The sequence below is a fragment of the Pseudarthrobacter oxydans genome, from assembly GCF_030812335.1.
Lineage (GTDB): Bacteria > Actinomycetota > Actinomycetes > Actinomycetales > Micrococcaceae > Arthrobacter > Arthrobacter oxydans_B.
This window is the reverse complement of record NZ_JAUSSN010000012.1, coordinates 14,163-33,871: the sequence shown is the minus strand read 5'-3', so window position 1 is coordinate 33,871 and position 19,709 is coordinate 14,163. Positions and strand designations below refer to the sequence as shown.

General features: G+C 68.9%; 13 protein-coding genes. 5 read left to right on the top strand and 8 right to left on the bottom strand.

Going from position 1 to position 19,709, the window contains the following annotated elements; translation table 11 throughout:
- Positions 1-66 precede the first annotated feature (66 nt).
- Together J2W14_RS18005 and J2W14_RS18000 are read right to left on the bottom strand one after the other, a co-directional pair.
- On the bottom strand, positions 67-3,600 hold the full coding sequence (locus J2W14_RS18005) for a proline dehydrogenase family protein (protein ID WP_307465055.1): 3,534 nt from the start codon (positions 3,598-3,600) through the stop codon (positions 67-69).
- A 220-nt stretch (positions 3,601-3,820) separates the two neighbouring features.
- On the bottom strand, positions 3,821-5,284 hold the full coding sequence (locus tag J2W14_RS18000; protein WP_307465053.1) for an amino acid permease: 1,464 nt from the start codon (positions 5,282-5,284) through the stop codon (positions 3,821-3,823).
- A 142-nt stretch (positions 5,285-5,426) separates the two neighbouring features.
- Here J2W14_RS18000 and J2W14_RS17995 point away from each other — a divergent pair, with 142 nt between their 5' ends.
- The 5 genes from J2W14_RS17995 to J2W14_RS17975 all read left to right on the top strand — a co-directional run bounded on the left by J2W14_RS17995 (position 5,427) and on the right by J2W14_RS17975 (position 10,313).
- Positions 5,427-6,338 carry a LysR substrate-binding domain-containing protein gene (locus J2W14_RS17995; protein ID WP_307465051.1) on the top strand — a complete coding sequence of 304 codons (912 nt, stop codon included), beginning with the start codon at positions 5,427-5,429 and terminating at the stop codon, positions 6,336-6,338.
- A gap of 64 nt (positions 6,339-6,402) precedes the next feature.
- Positions 6,403-6,831 carry an aspartate 1-decarboxylase gene (gene panD / locus J2W14_RS17990; protein ID WP_307465049.1) on the top strand — a complete coding sequence of 143 codons (429 nt, stop codon included), beginning with the start codon at positions 6,403-6,405 and terminating at the stop codon, positions 6,829-6,831.
- A 116-nt stretch (positions 6,832-6,947) separates the two neighbouring features.
- Positions 6,948-7,874, top strand: coding sequence for an AEC family transporter (locus tag J2W14_RS17985; protein WP_307465047.1), 927 nt, complete (start codon positions 6,948-6,950; stop codon positions 7,872-7,874).
- A gap of 56 nt (positions 7,875-7,930) precedes the next feature.
- A complete protein-coding gene (locus J2W14_RS17980; RefSeq protein ID WP_307465045.1) occupies positions 7,931-9,061 on the top strand; it encodes an FAD-dependent oxidoreductase in 1,131 nt (376 codons plus the stop codon).
- Between the two features lie 172 nt (positions 9,062-9,233).
- Positions 9,234-10,313, top strand: coding sequence for a GmrSD restriction endonuclease domain-containing protein (locus J2W14_RS17975; RefSeq protein ID WP_307465043.1), 1,080 nt, complete (start codon positions 9,234-9,236; stop codon positions 10,311-10,313).
- Positions 10,314-10,394: 81 nt separating this feature from the next.
- On the opposite strand, the gene J2W14_RS17970 is transcribed toward J2W14_RS17975, so the two are convergent.
- From J2W14_RS17970 to J2W14_RS17945, 6 genes are all read right to left on the bottom strand, one after another.
- Complete coding sequence (locus tag J2W14_RS17970) at positions 10,395-13,022, bottom strand: trehalase-like domain-containing protein (RefSeq protein ID WP_307465041.1); 2,628 nt, start codon at positions 13,020-13,022, stop codon at positions 10,395-10,397.
- A 161-nt stretch (positions 13,023-13,183) separates the two neighbouring features.
- The gene (locus J2W14_RS17965; RefSeq protein WP_307465039.1) at positions 13,184-15,280 is read right to left on the bottom strand and encodes a hypothetical protein; all 2,097 of its coding nucleotides are present in this window, start codon (positions 15,278-15,280) and stop codon (positions 13,184-13,186) included.
- A gap of 65 nt (positions 15,281-15,345) precedes the next feature.
- Entirely contained in the window at positions 15,346-16,440 is a 1,095-nt protein-coding gene (locus J2W14_RS17960) for a glycoside hydrolase family 130 protein (RefSeq protein WP_307465037.1), read from the bottom strand.
- 3 nt (positions 16,441-16,443) lie between these two features.
- Positions 16,444-17,199, bottom strand: coding sequence for a carbohydrate ABC transporter permease (locus tag J2W14_RS17955; RefSeq protein ID WP_370871350.1), 756 nt, complete (start codon positions 17,197-17,199; stop codon positions 16,444-16,446).
- A 199-nt stretch (positions 17,200-17,398) separates the two neighbouring features.
- Positions 17,399-18,376 carry a carbohydrate ABC transporter permease gene (locus J2W14_RS17950; protein WP_307465034.1) on the bottom strand — a complete coding sequence of 326 codons (978 nt, stop codon included), beginning with the start codon at positions 18,374-18,376 and terminating at the stop codon, positions 17,399-17,401.
- A 13-nt stretch (positions 18,377-18,389) separates the two neighbouring features.
- Positions 18,390-19,697, bottom strand: coding sequence for an ABC transporter substrate-binding protein (locus J2W14_RS17945; protein ID WP_307465032.1), 1,308 nt, complete (start codon positions 19,695-19,697; stop codon positions 18,390-18,392).
- Positions 19,698-19,709 lie beyond the last annotated feature (12 nt).

Sequence of the window (19,709 nt, the reverse complement as noted above, 5' to 3'; positions counted from 1 at the left end):
TGGAGGGTGGCCGCCCGGCTCGTTTGTGCTGTCTGCCAGGGGTGTGCGCCCCCGGAAACGCGGGCCCTAGATCAGTCCGTCCGAGATGTGGTTCGGGGTGCCGAAGCGGTGCGCCGTGATGCTGACAGCTTGCTCGTGCAGGAATGGCAGCAGTTCAACGCGTCCGGCTTCGGTGACCGGGTGGAAGTAGACCGCCAGATCGGGACGCCCGCCGGTCGCCTCGGCCAGGGCCTTGGCGTCCCCGCCGATGAGCCGGATCCGCGAGGTTGCGAGCCGGGCCGCGCCGGCGAGCCTGCCCGCGGAGGCCAGCCAGTCGGCGTCGTTCTCCACGGTCACGTCGATGCCGAGGCCCGCGAGCACGGTGCGCAGCCGGGCGGGGAGGTCGACGGCGGTGGAGACCGTCAGCGCGGAGCCCGCCAGGACGCCCGCCGCTACGGTCCGGACCAGGTCGGCGAGACGTTCGCCTTCGGAGAGCCGCACCGTGACCGGCAGGGCCCGGTAGCGGAAGATGTTCCGCTCGGCACTGAGACCGGAGACGTCCTTGGCGGTGCCGAATTCCTCGGCCCAGGCGAGGGCGTCGGAGGCCAGGGCGCGCTGCAGCGGTTCCAGTTCGCCGTCGGCCAGGAAGCCGTGGGCTGCCTGCTCGAGCCGGCGGACGCCGGCATGTGCGGCCCCCTGGCCAGCCGCGGAGCTGGGCTTGCTGACCCACTCGCCGAGCCCGACGAGGTAGTTGGGCCCGCCGGCCTTGGTGCCGGCGCCGACGGCGGACTTCTTCCAGCCGCCGAAGGGCTGGCGCTGCACGATGGCGCCGGTGATGCCGCGGTTGACGTAGAGGTTGCCGGCCTGGACCGTCTCGAGCCAGAGGTCCAGTTCTGCCGGGTCCAGCGAGTGCAGCCCGGAGGTGAGGCCGTACTCGATCTGGTTCTGGATGGCGATGGCGTCCTCCAGGGTTGCGGCGGTCATCACGCCCAGGACGGGGCCGAAGAATTCGGTGAGGTGGAAGTAGGAGCCGCGGCGCACGCCGTACCGGACGCCCGGGCTCCACAGCTTGCCCGTCCCGTCCAGCTGCTTCGGCTCGACGGCCCAGCTTTCGCCTTCGCCGAGGGTGGTCAAGGCGTTGAGCAGCTTGCCGCCGGCGGGTTCGATGATCGGGCCCATCTGGCTGGACGGATCCTCCGGGTAGCCGACCTTCAGGGAGGTGACGGCGTCGATCAGCTGGTTGTGGAACCGCTTGGACTTGGCCACGGACCCCACCAGGATCACCAGCGAGGCGGCGGAGCACTTCTGCCCGGCGTGGCCGAAGGCGGAGTAGGCGACGTCCTTGGCGGCGAGGTCCAGGTCGGCGCTCGGCGTGACGATGATGGCGTTCTTGCCGCTGGTCTCGGCCAGCAGCGGCAGGTCCGGGCGGAAGGAACGGAACAGTTCGGCGGTCTCGTAGCCGCCGGTGAGGATCACCCGGTCCACCGCGGGGTGGGATATCAGCTGCCGGCCAAGCTCGCGCTCACCCAGCTGGACCATGGTCAGGACATCCCGCGGGACGCCGGCCTCCCAGAGGGCCTCGATCATCACGGCACCGCTGCGGCGGGCCTGCTTGGCGGGCTTGATCACGACGGCGGAGCCGGCGGCGAGGGCGGCCAGGGTGGAGCCGGCCGGAATGGCCACCGGGAAGTTCCACGGCGGGGTCACCACGGTGAGCTTGGCCGGGACGAAGGTGGCGCCGTCGACGTCGTCGAGCTTGCGGGCCGCTTCGGCGTAGTAGTGCGCGAAGTCGACAGCCTCGCTGACCTCCGGGTCGCCCTGGTCGATGGTCTTGCCGGTTTCGCTGGCCATAACCTCCAGCAGTTCGGCGCGGCGGGCTTCCAGGACATCGCCGGCGCGGTGCAGGACCGCCGCCCGCTCGTCGCCGGAGAGCGCGCCCCAGGCCTTGCCCTTTTCCACCGCGGTGTCGATCACCGTGTTGAGGGTCTGCTCATCGTTGATGGTGGCCGCGGCCACGGCGGCGTTGCCGAGGGTCGAGGACGGGACCCGCTCCAGGATGGCGCGGCCCCAGTCGCGGTTGGCCGGCAGCGAGGGGTCGGTGTCCGGGGTGTTCTCGAAGGAGTCGTGCGGCATCGGCTCGGTGGGAAGGCTGCGGTTCTGCCGGCGGTTGGGCGGCGGGACCTCGTCGTCGAGCCGGTCCAGGGAGGCGCGGAAGCGCTGCTTCTCGCGCTCGAAGAGGGATTCGTTCTCGCTGAGTTCAAAGACCGCGGACATGAAGTTGTCCTGGCTGGCGCCTTCCTCGAGCCGGCGGATCAGGTAGGCGATCGCGACGTCGAACTCGGCCGGGTGGACCACCGGGGTGTAGAGCAGGAGCGAGCCGACGTCTTGTCTGACGGCTTCCGCCTGGCCCTGGGCCATGCCGAGCAGCATCTCAAACTCAATACTCTGCTGTGCGGTATCCGCGATGCCGCGCTGCTTGGCCAGCAGCCAGGCGAACGCGATGTCGAAGAGGTTGTGGCCGGCGACGCCGATCCGGATGTTGCGTATCCGGTCCGGGTGCAGCGCGTAGTTGATGACGCGCTTGTAGTTGGTGTCCGAGTCCTGCTTGGTGCCCCAGGTGGCGAGCGGCCAGTCGTGCAGCGACGCCTCGACCTGCTCCATCGGCAGGTTGGCGCCCTTCACCACGCGGACCTTGACCGCGGCGCCGCCGGCGGCGCGGCGGGCGGAGGCCCAGTCCTGCAGGCGGATCATGGCGGCGAGCGCGTCCGGGAGGTAGGCCTGCAGCACAATGCCGGCCTCGAGGTCCTTGAACTCCGGCTTGTCCAGGATCCGGGTGAAGACCGCGATGGTCATGTCCAGGTCCTTGTACTCCTCCATGTCCAGGTTGATGAACTTGGCCTTCCCTCCGCCGGCGGCAAAGGAGGCGGCGCGGGTGAAGAGCGGGGTGAGCTTCTCGACGACGTGCTCCACAGCCTCGTCGAAGGCCCAGGCCGAGTGCGGGGCCACCGTGGAGGAGACCTTGATGGAGACGTAGTCGACGTCGGGGCGGGCGAGCAGCTTGTGCGTTCCCTCGAGGCGGCGTGAGGCCTCGTGCTCGCCGAGCACGGCCTCGCCCAGGAGGTTGACGTTGAGCTTGATGCCGTCTTTGCGGATCCTGGCGATGGCCGGGCCCAGCTTGGCGTCGGTGGCATCGACGATGAGGTGGCCGACCATCTCACGGAGCACGCGGCGGGCGATCGGGATGACCACCTGCGGCAGCGCCGGAGCCACGGTGCCGCCGAGGCGGACGGCGCCGCGCATGTACCAGGGCAGGAAGGCGGGGACCTTGGGGGCCAGCGCGGCGAGGTTGCGGGCGGCGACCGCCAGGTCCTCGGGGCGGACGACGCCGTCGACGAACCCGACGGTGAAGTCCAGGCCGTTGGGATCCTTCAGGACACCGGCCAGCTGCTCGGCGGAGGCGTCCACCGGGACCTTCGCCGCCTCGGTGAGCCAGTGGCGTACCAGCCCGATGGTCTCCTCGGCGAGGGCTGCGGCCTCGAGGACCGGGGAGCCTTCCGAGACGGGTGCGTGCCCGGCGGCGCTGCCGGCAATCACACCGGACTCCGTTGAAATGTTGGTCATGGCTGGTACTCGTTCTTTCTCAATATGTGGACCGTTCTAGACTCAGTATGCGACCGGATTTTCATAAGATAAAGCGATGTTTTCCGAGCAATACTGGTTAGAAAAATCGAAGGTTCTCGCGGTGGCTCAACAGTCCCCGCACACACGAATGCGCTATCACTTTTGGCTCCCAAAAGGCGGGAATGGGAGCCAAAAGTGATAGCGCAACTCGGGTTGTCGGTTAGGCGAGGGGGCGGTGCATCTCCACGAGCTCTTCGTGCCGCGGGCTGTCCGGGTTCATCAGCGAGTGCTTGCGTCCGTAGCCGAAGTAGATGATCAGGCCGATGACGAGCCAGACGCCGAAGCGGGCCCAGGTCTCCCAGTGCAGTTGAAGCATCAGGAACGCCGAGGCCAGCACACCGAAGGCCGGAACCACCGGCATCCACGGCAGGCGGAAGGTGCGCGGGGCGTCGGGCTTCGTGTAGCGGAACACGATGACCGAGAAGCAGACGACGACGAACGCGGCCAGGATGCCGATGTTGGTGAGGTCGGCCACGGCCTTGATCGGGAAGACGCCGGCCAGCAGGGCCGAGCCGATCCCGGCGATCCAGGTGACGCGCTGCGGGGTGCCGTGGTGGTCCGTCTTGGCGAACCAGCCGGGGAGCAGCCCGTCGCGGCTCATCGAGAACCACACGCGGGTGACCCCGAGCAGGAAGGTGAGCATCACGGTCAGGATGGACATCACCGCGAAAACGGAGATGATCGTGGCAACGACCGGCAGCCCCACCCCGTTGAACGCGGAGGCGAACCCGGCCTTGGGGTCGATGTCCTGGTAGTTCTGCATGCCGGTGAGGACCAGCGTGGCCGCCACGTAGAGGATCATTGCGACGATGAGGGAATAGATGATGGCCTTGGGCATGTGCTTTTTGCCGTCCTTCGCCTCCTCCGCGGCTGTGCTCATCGCGTCGTAACCGAACACGGCGAAGAACACCGTGGCCGCGCCCGCCACGACCGGACCGAATCCGCTGGGCATAAACGGGTCGTAGTTCTCCGTATTGATGTAGAAGATGCCCAGGCCGATGATGAACAGGATGAGGACGACCTTGAAGCCCACGGCAATGAGCTCGAACCGCCCGAAGGTCTTGGCACCGCGGGACAGGATCCACGTCACCAGGAGGCAGACGACAATCGCCGGGATGTTCACGATGCCCCCGGCCCCCTCATCCGGCGTCGAGGTCATCCAGGCGGGCATCTGGATCCCGATGCCGGTCAGGAATGCGTCGAAATAGCCGGAAATGCCGATCGCCACCACGGCCACAATCGCGATGTATTCGAGCAGCAGGTCCCAGCCGATGAACCAGCCAATGATCTCACCGAGCGCGACGTAGCCGTAGGTATAGGCCGAGCCTGCCCGCGGGATCATGCCGGCGAATTCGGCGTAGGACAAGGCGGCCGCCGCGGAGGCGAGGCCCGCGATCAGGAAGGAGAACAGCACGGCCGGCCCGACGCCGGGCTCGGTCTCGCTGCCGTGGGCCACGAGTCCCGCCAGGGAAAAGATTCCGACGCCGATGATGCCGCCGACGCCGATGGCCGTCAGCTGCCAGAGCCCGAGGCTCTTCATCAGTCCGCTGTGTAGGTTTTCTTCCTCGATGTCGTCGATGGGCTTCCGCCGCATGATCGACCTGTCTATGTCTTTTGTAGCCATCAGGGTCTCCTGCTTAGGTGTGATGCCCATCAATCCACCCTGTGATGGGAATTACTGAACGACAACAGTATGCAACCGGGATTGCATTAGATAAAGTGAATTCTCCTAATCAATAACCGTTAGAATTCACAAAGGAATAGCGATGCTGGATGTCCGGCGGTTGCGCCTGTTGCGCGAACTGAAGATCCGGGGCACCCTGGCCGAAGTCGCGGAGGCCCTCCAGTACAGCCCCTCCTCGGTCTCACAGCAGCTGGCCCTCCTGGAAAAGGAAGCCGGCGTCGAGCTGCTCCGCAAGACCGGACGCCGGGTCCAGCTCACCCCGCAGGCCGAGGTCCTGGTGGCCCACACGGCGCAGCTGCTGGAAACCCTGGAGCAGGCCGAGGCTGACCTGGCCGCTTCGCTGACCACCGTGACGGGCACGGTCCGTATCGCTGTCTTCCAGTCCGCGGCGCTCGCCCTGATGCCGGACGCCCTCACCCGGATGTCGTCGCGCTATCCCGAGGTGCGGATTGAAATGATCCAGCGGGAACCCGAAACGGCACTTCACGAGACCTGGGCCCGGGACTTCGACCTGGTCATTGCCGAGCAGTACCCCGGACACGCGGCGCCCCGGTATGCCGAACTCGACCGGCTCCGGCTCACCAGCGATGCGATCCGCCTCGCCGTTCCGCCGCGTTCCCCCGACCGTCCGGCGGTCACGACCCTTCCGGACACCGCCGGACTGGCCTGGGTGATGGAGCCGCGCGGGGCGGCGTCACGGCACTGGGCCGAGCAGGCCTGCCGCAGCGCCGGGTTCGAACCCGACGTCCGCTACGAGACGGCCGACCTGCAGGCCCAGATCCGGCTGATCGAATCCGGCAACGCCGTGGCCCTCATGCCGGACCTGGTCTGGACCGGCCGGGGGACGACGTCGCAACTGATCACTCTGCCGGGTGATCCGCACCGGACCATCTTCACCTCGGTGCGGCGCTCGAGCGCCAAGCGCCCGGCCATCCTCGCCGCCCGAGAGATCCTCGCCGAGACTGCCGCGTCCATCCCGCCCGCCGGCCCGTAACGTGGCCGGCGGTGTCGGTTGGCTCACAGCGATTCCGGCGGGCCGGCGCTAGACTGGTGCCGTTATGAATCGCACAATATTCAAGTCCAAAATCCACCGCGCCACGGTCACGCACGCGGACCTCCACTATGTCGGTTCGGTCACCGTGGACCTGGATCTCCTGGAAGCGGCCGACATCCTGCCCGGCGAACTGGTGTCCATAGTTGACGTCACCAACGGCGCCCGGCTGGAGACCTACACGATCGCCGGCGAGCGCGGTTCCGGCGTCATCGGGATCAACGGCGCTGCCGCGCACCTCATGCACGAGAACGACATCGTCATTCTGATCACCTACGCCCAGATGACCACGGATGAGGCCAAGGCCTACAGCCCCAAGGTGGTCCATGTGGACAAGGACAACAAGATTGTCCAGATCGGCAACGATCCCGCGGAGGGCCACACCCCCGGGATCATGCGCCCGCCGTACGCCCTGAACAACGCCGCGCTCAACTGACGCCTGCAAACCGCGGACGTACTTCCGCCGTAACAGGCGCCCGGCATTATTAAAGCTGATTAGTCTGGGAGGGTGACTGCCACCCCTTCCCCGCCTTCCACGCCGCGGACCGCCGCGTGCTAGGGGTCCTGGCCGGCTTCTTTGTGGTCTGGTGCATCATCCTGGTGGGCATGTTCGTCGGCCGGCGCGGCATCCTGGGCGAGAACGCCCGCTCCGTGCTGAGCGCCCTGACGTTCTTCGTCGCCAGCCCGGCCCTGCTGTTCGAAACACTGAGCAAGTCCAAACTGCAGGACATCTTCGCCGCGCCGCTCCTGGTCACAGCGTTCGGGGCCATCGCGACGGCGGCGCTCTTCTTCATCATCGTCCGCTTCCTACTCAAACGCTCGGTGCCGGAATCGCTGATGTCCTCGATGGGCGCCTCGCTGGCCAACTCCGCCAACCTGGGCATCCCCATCGCCGTCTACGTCCTCGGAGACGCCAGCTACGTGGCCCCGCTGCTGATCTTCCAGCTGGCCTTCTTCACACCTCTGTTCCTCATGGCGCTCGACGCCACCACCAGCAGCCACCGGACGACGCCGCTGGGGTTCGGGCTTATGATCCTGCGGAATCCGATGATCGTGGGCTCCGGCCTCGGCCTCCTCGTCGCGGGGACGGGCTGGCAGGTCCCGGAGCTGGTGATGCAGCCCATCCACCTGATCGGCGGCGCCGCGATTCCGGCCATGCTGCTGGCCTTCGGCATGAGCCTCAACGGCTCCCGGCCGCTGCAGGCCTCGGCCGGCCGGCGCCTGGACACCCTGCTGGCCAGCGGTTTCAAGCTCATCGTCCACCCGGCGCTGGCCTATGTCTTCGCCCGCTTCGCCCTCGGCATGGAGGACCTGGCGCTCTTCGCGGTCGTCGTCACCTCGGCCCTGCCCACGGCGCAGAACGTCTTCGTCGCCGCCAGTCGGTACCAGACCGGCCTCACGGTCGCCAAGGACACCGTGCTCATCACGACCATCGTCGCCGTCCCGGCCATGATCGGCGTCGCGCTGCTGCTTGCCTGACGCCTTGCCTTGCCTGACGCTCCCTTATGCCAGCACCAACACCCTCCGGAGGACCCATGACAACCAGCCTGGACACCGTCGTCATCGGAGGCGGGGCCATGGGCTCGGCGGCCGCCTGGGCCCTGGCCAGCCGCGGCCGGGCCGTTACCCTGCTGGAGCAGTTCAGCCCCGGACACCGCAACGGCGCGTCGCACGGCGCCACCCGGAACTTCAATCCCGGCTATGCGGACCCGGACTACGTGGCGATGCTGGCCGAGGCCGTCAGGCTGTGGGACGAGCTCGAGGCGGACGGCGGCGAGCGCCTCCTGGCGCGCACCGGCATCGTGAACCACGGCACTGATCCGCGCCTGGGCGAGGTGCGGACCGCCCTGCGCGGGGCCGGGCTGCGGGCCGAATTCCTGAGAGCCGCGGAAGCCGCCGAACGCTGGCGCGGCATCCGGTTCGACCAGCAGGTGCTGCACATGCCCGACGGCGGGCAGCTGAATCCCGATGCGGCGCTGCCGGTCCTGCAGCGCCTCGCTGCGGGCCGCGGGGCGGACATCCGGCACCGGGTCAAGGTGCTGGATCTCGCCGTGGAGGACGACGGCGTCCGGCTCACGGTCGACGCCGGCGGCCGCACCGAGGTAATGACCGCCCGGCAGGCCGTGGTCACCGCCGGCGCCTGGACCGCGAAACTGCTCGGCACGCAGGCGCCCCTCCCCCGCCTCACCGTGACGCAGGAGCAGCCGGCGCACTTCGCCATTGCGGACGGGGGTGCGCTGTGGCCCGGGTTCAACCACGTCCCGGGCCGGGGCGCGGAGTTCGCCGACTGGTACTCGCCGGTCTACGGCATGCCGACACCCGGCGAGGGGGTCAAGGCCGGCTGGCACGGGGTGGGGCCCGTTGTGGACCCGGACCGAAGGTCGTTCACGCCGGAGCCTGCGCAGATGCGTGCGCTGCAGCGTTACGCGCGGCGCTGGCTGCCCGGAGTGGACGCGGACTCCTTTACCGACATCAGCTGCACCTACACCACCACCGTGGACGAGAACTTCATCCTCGACCGCATCGGACCGCTCGTGATCGGCGCCGGCTTCTCCGGACACGGGTTCAAATTCACCCCCGTGATCGGGCGGATCCTCGCCGACCTCGCCACCGGCGCAGGGCCAGCGCCGGCGATCTTCTCTGCGTCCCGCCCGGGGGTCCGCTGACCCCACGGCCCCGGCCAGCCCTCACCAGGGACAACGCGGGGCCAGATCGCGCCCATCCCGGGCCACGGCATGGGCGCGAGGTGACCCCGCGTTGCGGTGGGCGCCGGTAGGCTGGGACCGGTCTCAGGCTGCTCCGCCAAGACCCGGGGCAACGGCACGAAGTGGGGAAGAATTGCAGAGGGTAAAACCGCGCGGCAAAGCGGGAACCAGCACAGCGGGAACCAGCACGGCGGGATCCAGCACCGCCAGGTCCGGCGCCGTCGACTGGATCGCCGCCGGGCTGGCAGGACTGCTGCTGGTCTCCGCCACGGCCTGCGCCGGCACCGCGACGGCCCCGGCCCCGGCCGCAGCCCCCGCCGCTAGCTCCACCGCCCCCGGCTCGAGCCCCGCGCCCGCCGCACAGACCGGCACGCCGGACCCCGGCACCAGCGACGCCGCCCCGACGACCCCGCAGCCGGCCGCCGCCGGCAAGGCTTTGGACGTGCTGGCCACGATCCCGGTCAAGGGCCGGGCCCCGAAGACGGGCTACTCGCGCGATCAGTTCGGCCAGGCCTGGGCCGACGTCGACCGCAACGGCTGCGACACCCGCAACGACATGCTCCGCCGGGACCTGACCGGCCTCGCCCTCAAGCCCGGCACCCGGGACTGCGTTGTCCTCTCCGGCATCCTCAACGACCCCTACACGGCAACCCTGATCAACTTCCTCCGCGGCACCAGCACCAGCCCCGACGTGCAGATCGACCATGTGGTGGCACTCAGCGATGCCTGGCAGAAGGGCGCCCAGCAGCTCACTGAGGCCCAGCGGCTCTCCTTCGCCAACGACCCGCTGAACCTGCTCGCGGTGGACGGCCCCACCAACCAGCAGAAGAGCGACGGCGACGCCGCCACCTGGCTGCCGCCGAACAAGTCCTACCGCTGCGACTACGTGGCCCGCCAGATCTCGGTCAAGTCCAGCTACGGGTTGTGGGTCACCCGGGCGGAACACGACGCCATGGCTCGGGTGCTGGCCGACTGCCGGGACACCGCTACCCCCGCCGGCCAGGCAGCACCGGCACCGGCCGAACCCCAGCCGGCGCCCCCGGCCGACGTCGCACCCGCACCGGCCGCCCCACCCGCCGCACCGGCCCCTGGTGCGGTGTACTACGCGAACTGCGCCGCCGCCCGTGCCGCCGGGGCCGCGCCGCTCCGGGCAGGCCAGCCGGGCTACCGCGAGCAGATGGACGGCGACCGCGACGGCGTCGCCTGCGAATAGGGGAACGCGAGCGAACTGCGGGTCGCGAGCGAATGGTGGAAGGCCTGCGAATAGCGGGCCTGCTCATTCAACCCCGGGCGCCTAGTTCTTCGGCAACGCGTCCAGCAGCCGCGCGCAGCGGATGAAGCCCAGGTGCGAGTACGCCTGCGGGTGGTTCCCCAGGTGCGTTTCGGTGCCCGGGTCGTACTCCTCCGGCAGCAGCCCGGTGGGCCCGAAAAGGTTGACCAGCTGGTCGAACAGGTCCCACGCCTCCTCGATCCGCCCCACCGCCACGTAAGCCTCGATCAGCCAGGTGGTGCAGATGTGGAAGCCGCCCTCCAGGCCCGGCAGGCCGTCGTCGTACCGGTAGCGGAACACGGTGGGGCCCACACGCAGTTCCCGTTCCACTGCGGTGACGGTGTCCAGGAAGCGCTGGTCGGAGACGTCCAGGAGCCCGGAGAGCCCGATGTGCAGCACCGCGGCGTCCAGGTCCGGGCTGTCGTAGGCCACCGTGTAGGACGCTGCACTCTCATCCCAGCCCTCGCGCAGGACCTCCTCCCGGATGACGGCCGCCGTCGGCTCCCATTCCGGAAGCGGCGTCCGGCCGTGCCGGGCGGCGGTGCGCAGCGCCCGGTCCAGCGCCACCCAGCACATCACCTTGGTGTAGATATGGTGCCGGGGTGCCCGCCGGGCTTCCCAGATCCCGTGGTCCGCCTCGTGCCAGCGGGCCAGGACGGCCGAGGCCATCTGGACCATCAGCTCCCAGTGCGCGTCGTCCAGCGCCCCCTGCCGCGCGCTCAGGGCGTCGATCAGCTCGGCGATCGGCCCGAACACGTCCAGCTGCACCTGGTGGTCCGCGGCGTTGCCGATCCGGACCGGCCGGGAGCCCGCGTATCCGGGGAGGCTCTCGATGATGGCTTCGGTGGACAGCGGCGCCCCGGTGACGGAATACAGCGGGTGCAGCCACTCCGGTCCGGGGGCGTGGGCCAGGATCCGGCCCAGCCAGGCCAGGAACCCTTCCGCCTCCGACGTCGAGCCGAGGTTCACCAGCGCGTTGACCGTCATGGAGCCGTCCCGCAGCCAGCAGTACCGGTAGTCCCAGTTCCGGGTGCCGCCGATCCCCTCCGGCAGCGAGGTGGTCGGCGCCGCCAGCACCGCGCCGGTGGGCTCGTGGACCAGGGCGCGGAGCACCAGGGCGGACCGGCGGACCAGGGAGGGTTTCACGGCGGGCAGCTGCAGCGCCTGCACCCAGCGCCGGGAATGATGCGCGACGGCGGCGCGGCGCGAGTTTTCCTCCGGCGGTTCCGCGCGCTGGGGCTCCGTGTCGCCGCAGCGCAGGTTCAGCACCACGGGGCCGTGCCGCAGTTCGACGTCGGCCGTCGCAGTGCCGTGGCGGCCGTCCGAGGTGAGGGTGAAGCTGACGCCGGGGGCGAGCAGCATGATCGGGTCCGCGGTCCCCACCACGTGCAGCTCCGTCCCGCGGGCCTCCATGCTGAAGGGCGCGTTCGCGTAGTCCGGGCGGGGCGCAAAGACAATCCGAGCCGTTCCCGTGCCCGAGAGTACGCGCACCAGGCTGGTCACGCCCTCCGGCGCAGGTTCCAGGTAGTCCGTGACGGTGACGTCGGCCCAGCGGGTTTCCACGATCATGGTGCTGTCCACATACCGCTGGCCCAGGACCTGGGAGGCCTTCACCGGTTCCACAGAAAAGTGGCCGGCCGCGTCGCCGCCGAGGAGATGCGCAAAAAGGGACCCCGAGTCCGGCAGCGGGTGGCTCATCCAGCAGATCTTGGCGTCCGGGGTGATGAGCGCCGTGGAGGAGCCGTTGCCGATCATCGAATGCCGCTCCAGGCCGACGGCGTCCTCCCCGAACAGCCAGGCCCGCCGCAGTTCAAAGAGGATGGCCAGCACCCGGGCGAAGGACTCGGGATCGCGCAGCCGGTGCGCGGCCAGGGTGGGACCCTCCCCCACCCGGAGGGCCATGTCCGGCCCGCGCAGGGTTGCCATCGCCAGCTCATCGCTGGCCGCGTCCCCCGCGTACAGTGCCGCGCTGGCGCCGAGCATGGAGCGCAGGTGTTCCAGGGCGGTGGCCTTGGCCGGTTCCACCACGGACAGGTCCAGGACCGAGCCGTCGACGATGAAGGACAGCCCGTGCGCCCGGGCGATCGCCTCCGCCTGCTCGGTGGCCAGCGCGACGATTTCGGGCGCGGCCGGGCGGGTGTGCACGGACACGGCCACAGGCTTCCGCTCGATGGTGATGCCGCGGTAGGCGCCGACCGTTTCCGCGAGCGCCTGGCTGGCCTGCTGGAGCGCGGATTCGGTGGCCAGGGACAGCCCGTGGGCGTAGCCCATGTCGAACTCGGCGCCGTGCGAGCCAACCAGGTGCACCTCGGCCGGGAGCCGCGAGACGGCGGCCAGGTCGCGCAGGGAACGCCCCGAGATGACGGCCGCGTGGGTGTTGGGGAGGGCGGCCAGCGCCCGGAGGGCAATCGCGGCGCTGCCCAGCGGCAGGGTCTCGGTGGAGATGCCTTCCGCGGCGCACAGGGTCCCGCCGTAGTTGCAGGCCACGAGCAAACCCGGCGTGCGGGCCAGGATCTTGAGTTCGGCCAGCAGTTGCGGCGTCAGCCCGTCGTCGGCGGCGTTGGTCTGCACAAAGGCCCGGAGCAGGCCCAGCGGCAGGGATTTCGTCAGGAGGGCAGAGTCGGCCAGGGACTGGTTAAGAGGAGTGGGCATGTGCGGAGTCCTTCGATAGTCCCCAATGCCTGCGTGAGACCGTCCGTGAAGGACGTACTTCCAGTATCCTCCCGCCCCGATTTCCCGCGGGTGTCCCGGCGGTTGCAGCTGTGTAACATCCGCAACCGCCGGGAAACCCGTGCGAAGGTGCCGTTTCCCGTCTAGCGGGCCACGAAGCTCACCAGGGTGAAGCCTCCGGGGGCGACGGTGACGTTCCCGGACCGGGCGTCGTTGCCGTTCCCCTGCACCGGTTTGCCCGTGCTGTCGTACTGCTGCTGTTCCATGACGAACCCGGCCGGGAGCTGCACTGCCTTGACGGTGGTGGACTTCGCCGCGCTGACATACAGCGTGGCCGAACCGCCGGAGCCGTCGACCGAGACGGTGGACAGCTGCGGCTGGACCAGCAGCGCGTCCAGTGCCACGTCACCGTCGGTGGTGCCGACGACGGCGGCCGCCCCCGCGGGCAGCGCCCGCTGCAGCGTGAACGGGAAGAGGATGCCGGGCGCGTCCGTGATGCCCTGCGCCCCGGCACCGCCGTTGCGGGTCGTGCCGAGCGGGCCTTTGGCCGTGGTCCAGCTCGTGCTGCCGGAGGGGGCAATGCCCTGGTTGACGATGGGGTAGATGTTCCGCGGCTCGTCGGCGGCGGGCAGCGGAACGCTGAGGGACGCGCCTGCCGCCAGGGCGACGTAGGCGCCGCCGGATATGTTGGCCTCCCCGGTCCAGGCCGAGGCGGGTTTCACCACAGTTCCGCCGCCGGTGATGGTGCCGGATTCGGCCTCGACAACGCTCAGCCCGTGGGTGGAGACGGTGCGGTTGATGCCGAGGGCCTGGGCCTTGAGCTCCGGGCGGGCGTCGAGGGCAAGCATGGTCAGCAGGGCGTGGATGGTGGATTCGGCGCCGGAGTTCGGGTTGACCCGGCCGTCGGGTTCGATCCCGTCGATCGCGGTTCCGGTGGCCGGGTGGTAGGCGGGCGCGCCGCTGGGGTTGGCGCCGAAGAACCAGCCGGCCGCGATGGCCGCGAGGTCCAGCAGCCCGGGGGCGTTGGCGGCGTCCGCCGTGGCGACGAGGCTCTGGACGCGGGAGTCCACACCGTAGGCGATCTGCGCCTCGCCGGGCGTGGGGCTCCAGGCGTTGTCCGGCCCGCCCGCGGCGAGCAGCTGCGGGGTGAACTGGGCTGAATCCTTGACCGCGGCCTCCAGCAGCCGGGGCTGGTCCAGGACGTCGGCGGCGGTGGCGGCAGCGGCCGGGGCCAGGCCGCCCCATGCGTGCCAGAGGGTCTGGGATTTGTTCCAGGGCAGGATCGCGCCGAAGGGCCATTCGGTGCCCGAGCCGGAGGACATCGCGGCGACGCCCTCGCTCAGCCGGGTGAGCGCCGTGGTGGCCAGGCCGTCGTCGGGCTCGGCCCGGGCGTAGGCGGCAAGCCCGAGCACGGCCTCGGCGGACGCGTCGGCCCCGCCGGCGATCAGCCAGGCCGGGACCTGCACGCCGTCGGCTGAGTCATACGAGCCGTATCTGCCGAGGGACTGCTTGTTCAGGGAGCCGAGCGCGAGGTGGAGGCGCTCCTGCAGGAAGGACGCGAACGCCGGATCGGCGGCGGCGAAGGCCGCGTAGCCCTCCCCGAGCGCCCAGACGGTGCGGGCCAGCCAGTAGGACTCGGCCGAATCGGAGGGGTCCGGCAGTTCCACGGGCTTGGCGCTGGGGGTCAGGGTGCCGTCCGCCTGCTGCCAGAGGACGACGTTCCCGGTGTTGGGGCCGCTGACGGTCTGCAGGTAGGTCAGCGAGCGCAGGGTCTGGAAGGCGCGTTCCCTGCTGGCGGCGTCGCCGGTCTGCTGCCAGTGGCGGAGGTAGACGACGGCGGTGCGGGCGATGTCGTCGGCGTTGTAGGCGCCCTGGGTCCAGTGGCCGGTGGCGGGGTCGAGGTCTCCGCCGCCGATCCGGGCGTAGCTGCCGTCCGCTTTCTTGTCCGCGTAAGTCCAGGGGGCCTGCGCCGAGGGGGTCTGGTCGAGCTGGTAGGTGGTGTGGCCCTCCACCGGGGCGAGGGGCACGGTGTCCATCAGGAAGTCGAGGTGGCGAAGGTTCGTCAGGGGCGGCGCGGGGGCGGCGGGTCCCGGCTGCGCAGGCTCCAGCCCGACCGCCGCCGGGGGTGCCGGTGCCGCGGTCGCGGCACCGGCACCCGTCCCCAGCAGGAGCATCGATACGGCCACAGCGACGGCCGTGGGTTGTGGTCTCAGTTTCGAGCGGACATCGTTGTTCGTCATCGGTACTCCTGCTGGGGTTCTCTGTCGGTCGGGTCGGCGGGCGGCGGTACTAGTGGGCGGCGGTACTAGTGGGCTGCGGGAATCCGGTCCAGCTTGGCGACGCCGATCTTCGAATCAGCCATGCCGTAGAACACGAACAGCTGCTCGCCGATCTTCTCGATGGCGGTCGGGAAGACGACGTTGGGCACGATGCCGGAGATCTCGTCCTCGGTCTCGGGCGCCAGCAGCGGCTTGTCGCTGCGGGCGATCACCTTGGACGGGTCATCGGCGTCGAGGATCATCGCGGCCGCGGTGTAGTTGACCTTCTGCTGGTGGTCGAACGCGGACTTCTCCAGGGCGCCGGCGACGCCGTGGTGGATCAGCAGCCAGCCCTCCTCGACGCGGATCGGGGCCGGGCCGCCGCCGATTTTCAGTTCCTCAAACGGGAACTCGCTGAGCGCCACGAGCCGGTGCTTGGACATGTGCACGAGGTTGCGGATGTCCTTTTCCACGTCCGCGACCGGAACGTAGGAGATCCAGATGCCGGGCCGGTTGTCGGTGACGCCGGCCGGCAGGTGCTCGCCTTCGCCCTCACGGATCCAGCCCAGGTCCCACATGGGGCGGTGCAGCATGGCGTAGGAGGGCACGCCGTCGGGGTCGTTGACCGGCTCCGGGAAGAACACGGCGTCCTTGTTCGGGAAGAGGTTCAGGTCCAGGGAGAGGTCCGCCTGATAGCCGAACAGGCACGGGCCCAGGCGTTCCCAGCTGCGGAGGTCCTCGGAGTGGGCGAAGGCCAGGCGCGGGCCCAGCGGGCCGTAGGCGACGTAGGTCATGAGGTGCTTGCCGAGCGTGGGGACCCAGGTGGTGCGGGGGTCCTCGGTGCCGGCGTTGTTCAGGCCGCGCTCCCAGCCCTCGTCGGGGGCCAGGACAATGCCCAGGCGCTCGACGCCGGTGGGGACACCGTCTTCGATGATCACCTTGGCCAGCCCCACGCGGGAGACGTTGCCCTTGGCGACCAGGCGCGGCAGCAGGTAGAGCTCGCCGTCGGGGCCGCGGCCGCTGGCCGGGTTGAGCACACCCTCGGCCTCGAACTCATTGCCCGGTTCCGGCGACATGATGACGCCGGCGCGGGTGAGGGTGAAGGGGACGGTGGGCAGTGCGGAAGTCTGGGGGGAAGTCATAGATTAGCCCTTTACGCTGGATCCGATATTGGTGGAAATGAACTGACGCTGGAAGAAAATGAACAGTGCGACGGCGGGCGCCGCGAGGACGCACGCTCCCGCCAGGATGGCTCCGAACGGGTTGGACGCCGTCGCGGAGACGTTGGAGATGTAATTCGCCAGGGAGACGGCGAGCGGCTGGATGGCCTGGTCCTTCGTGACCAGGAACGGCCACAGGAATTCGTTCCAGGGCCCGATGAAGGTCAGCAGGACCGCTGTGACAATCGCGGGCTTCACCAGCGGGATGGCGATCTGCCAGAGGATCCGCAGTTCCGAGGCGCCGTCGATCCGGGCCGCCTCGAACAGGGTCGAGGGCAGCTGCAGGAAGTACTGGCGGAACACGAACACGGCGGTGGAGTTGATCGCGAACGGCAGGATCATGCCGAGGTAGGTGTCGGCGAGGCCGTAGTCGCGCACGATCATCACATAGAGCGGGATGAGCAGCAGCTGGAACGGGATCATCTGCACCAGCAGCATCATGCCGAACACGAAGCCCTTGCCGCGGAACTGCATCTGCGCCAGGGCGTACCCCACCAGCAGCCCGAAGATCACCGTGAAGAAGATGACGCCGCCGGTGAAGATCCCGGAGTTCACCAGGCCCTTCAGCAGGTTGATGGAGTTGTTGATGTTCGTGTAGTTCTCACCCGTGACGTTCGACGGGTTCGGGAACGCGCCCGCCACCGAGGTGTCCGGTGAGGTCTGCAGCGAACCGATGAACATGTAGTAGAAGGGGAAGAGGAACACAAACGCGCCGACGGCCAGCAGCACGAAGCTGCCGAGGCCCAGGTTTTTGCGCTTTTCCACGGCGGAGGCCGCTGCGGCCGGTTTCCTGCCGGGCCCGCCGGGCAGACCGCCGCGGCGGGCGCCGTCGTCGTTGTTCTCATCGTTGGGCGCGGTTGCCTTGTTGAGAATTGACACGTTAATCCTCCTTCCCGCCGACGAGGCGTTTCTGGATCAGGGCGATCAGCAGCACGCCGATCACCAGCACCACGCCCAGCGCGGCGGCCAGGTCGGGATTCCCCTGCAGGATGCCCTTCTGGTACATCAGGAACACCGGTGACGTGGACGCGCCGTCCGGGCCGCCGCCGCCGGTGAGCAGGTACGGCTCGGTAAAGAGGTTGGCGCCGGTGATGGTGGCCAGCAGCGTCACCAGCACACTGGCCGAACGGACGCCGGGAACGGTGATGTTCCAGAACTGGACCCATTTGCTGCCACCATCCACCGAGGCGGACTCATAGAGCTCGTCCGGGATGTTCTGCAGCGCGGCCAGGTACAGCAGGATGAAGAACCCCAGCTGTTTCCAGGTCACGTACAGGGCCACCGTCGGCATCGCCAGCCACGAGTTCACCAGCCACGAGGGGTTCGGGGCCAGCGGCCCCAGGAGCTCGTTGACCAGGCCGTTCTGCTGGAACAGGAACAGCCAGACGCCGACGACGGCGACACTCGCCGTGACGTACGGGACGTAGTAGCTGACCCGGAAGAAGGTCCGCAGCTTCGTCACGCGGTTCAGCGCGTTCGCCAGGACGAGGGACAGGCCCACGGTCAGCGGAACGTTGATGACCAGGAAGACGCCGATGTTGGCGAAGGAGCGCTGCACGGCAGGATCGGTCAGGACGGTGATGTAGTTGTCCAGGCCCACGAACGGCCGGTCCACCTTGACCCTCGGTGCGGTGAAGAAGTAGTCGTGGAAGGAAATGTAGACGGCGTAGCCGAGCGGAAACGCCAGCACGGCCAGGACATAGATGACATAGGGGGCGCTGAACAGCAGTCCCAGCGGCTGGCGGCCCAGGAAGTTTTTGCGCTTCCTGGCCTCCGGCCGCCGCTCCGGCGCCCGCCCGGCGGTTTCGCCAGCAGTCTGGCCGCTGGCCGCGCCGCCGTCGGCTGAGCGAAGTGACATGGGGATCCGCCCGTTACTTCTGGGCTGCCAGTTGGTTGACCTTCTCCGCGGCACCGGTGAACGCGGCGTCCACGGATTCGTTGCCGAAGATCACGGACTTGGCATAGGCGGTCCGGAAGGTCTGCCAGATTTCAACGGAGTTGGGGACGTTCGGTACCTCCACGGTGCGGCCGGCCTGCTCCGCGAACTGGGTGTAGAGCGGGTTCGTGGCGAAGTAGTCGGCGTAGGTGGCCGGGAGGTCCTGGCGCATCGGCATCTGGCCGGTGTCGGCGAGGAGCTTGCCGTCCTGTTCCTTGCTCGTGGCGAACTTCATGACCTCCCAGGCCGTGCCCTGGTTTTCGCAGGCGGAGTACATCGCGACGTTCTTCGCATCAGAGAACGTGGAGCCGTCAGACTGGGCCTCGGAACCCGGGACCGGAACGGCGCCCCAGTTGATCTTGTCCTTGTAGGCGGCAATGGCCCACGGACCGGCCAGCGACATGGCGGACTTGCCTTCGCCGAAGGCATCACCCTGGAAGACCTCCTTGGAGGCCAGGTTCTCCTGGTAGAGGGTCTCGAACATGGCGGCGACCTGCTTGCCCTCCTCGCTGTCGAAGGTGGCCTTGCCATCCTTCAGGAGCGGGGCGCCCTGGGAGTTGGCGGCGTAGAACGGGTAGAAATCGAACCATGACTGGAAGAAGTCGCTGGCCGGGGACGGCCACACGGCGTTGGCCGTGGCGCCGGACTTCACGAGGGCACGGGCGGTCTCAACGAATTCCGCCTGGGTTCCCAGTTTGGGGTTCTCGGCGTCCAGTCCGGCCTGGGTGAAGATGTCCTTGTTGTAGTAGAGCACCACCGGGTTGGACTTCCACGGAAGCTGGTACATCTTGCCGTCGGTGGACTTGTACTGGTCCGCGAGATCGCCGGTGCGTTCCTTGATGTACTGGGCGCCGTCCGGGAAGGAGTCGAGGGCGACGAGTCCGCCCTGCTTCTGGAACTGCGGAACCGCGACGGGGGCGGTGTTGAAGACCAGGCAGGGGGCGTTGCCAGCGGTGATGGCGGCGCCGATGACTTCCTCGGAGCTCTTGCCGGCCGGGATCTCCTGGGCATCGATCTTCTCGTCCGGGTGGGCGGCGTTCCACGATTCGACCATGGCCTTGCCCCACTTCACCTCGAACTCGTTGTTGGAGTACCAGATCTTGATGGGGCCCTTGGCCGTGGTGGCGGACTCCGCGGTGCTGCCGCCGGCTCCGCCGCCGCCGCCGCAACCGGCCAGGCCGGCTCCCATGATGGTCAGGGCGGCTACGGACAGTACTCGCGTGGCAGTTGAAAAGCGCTTCATTGCGTCTCCTTG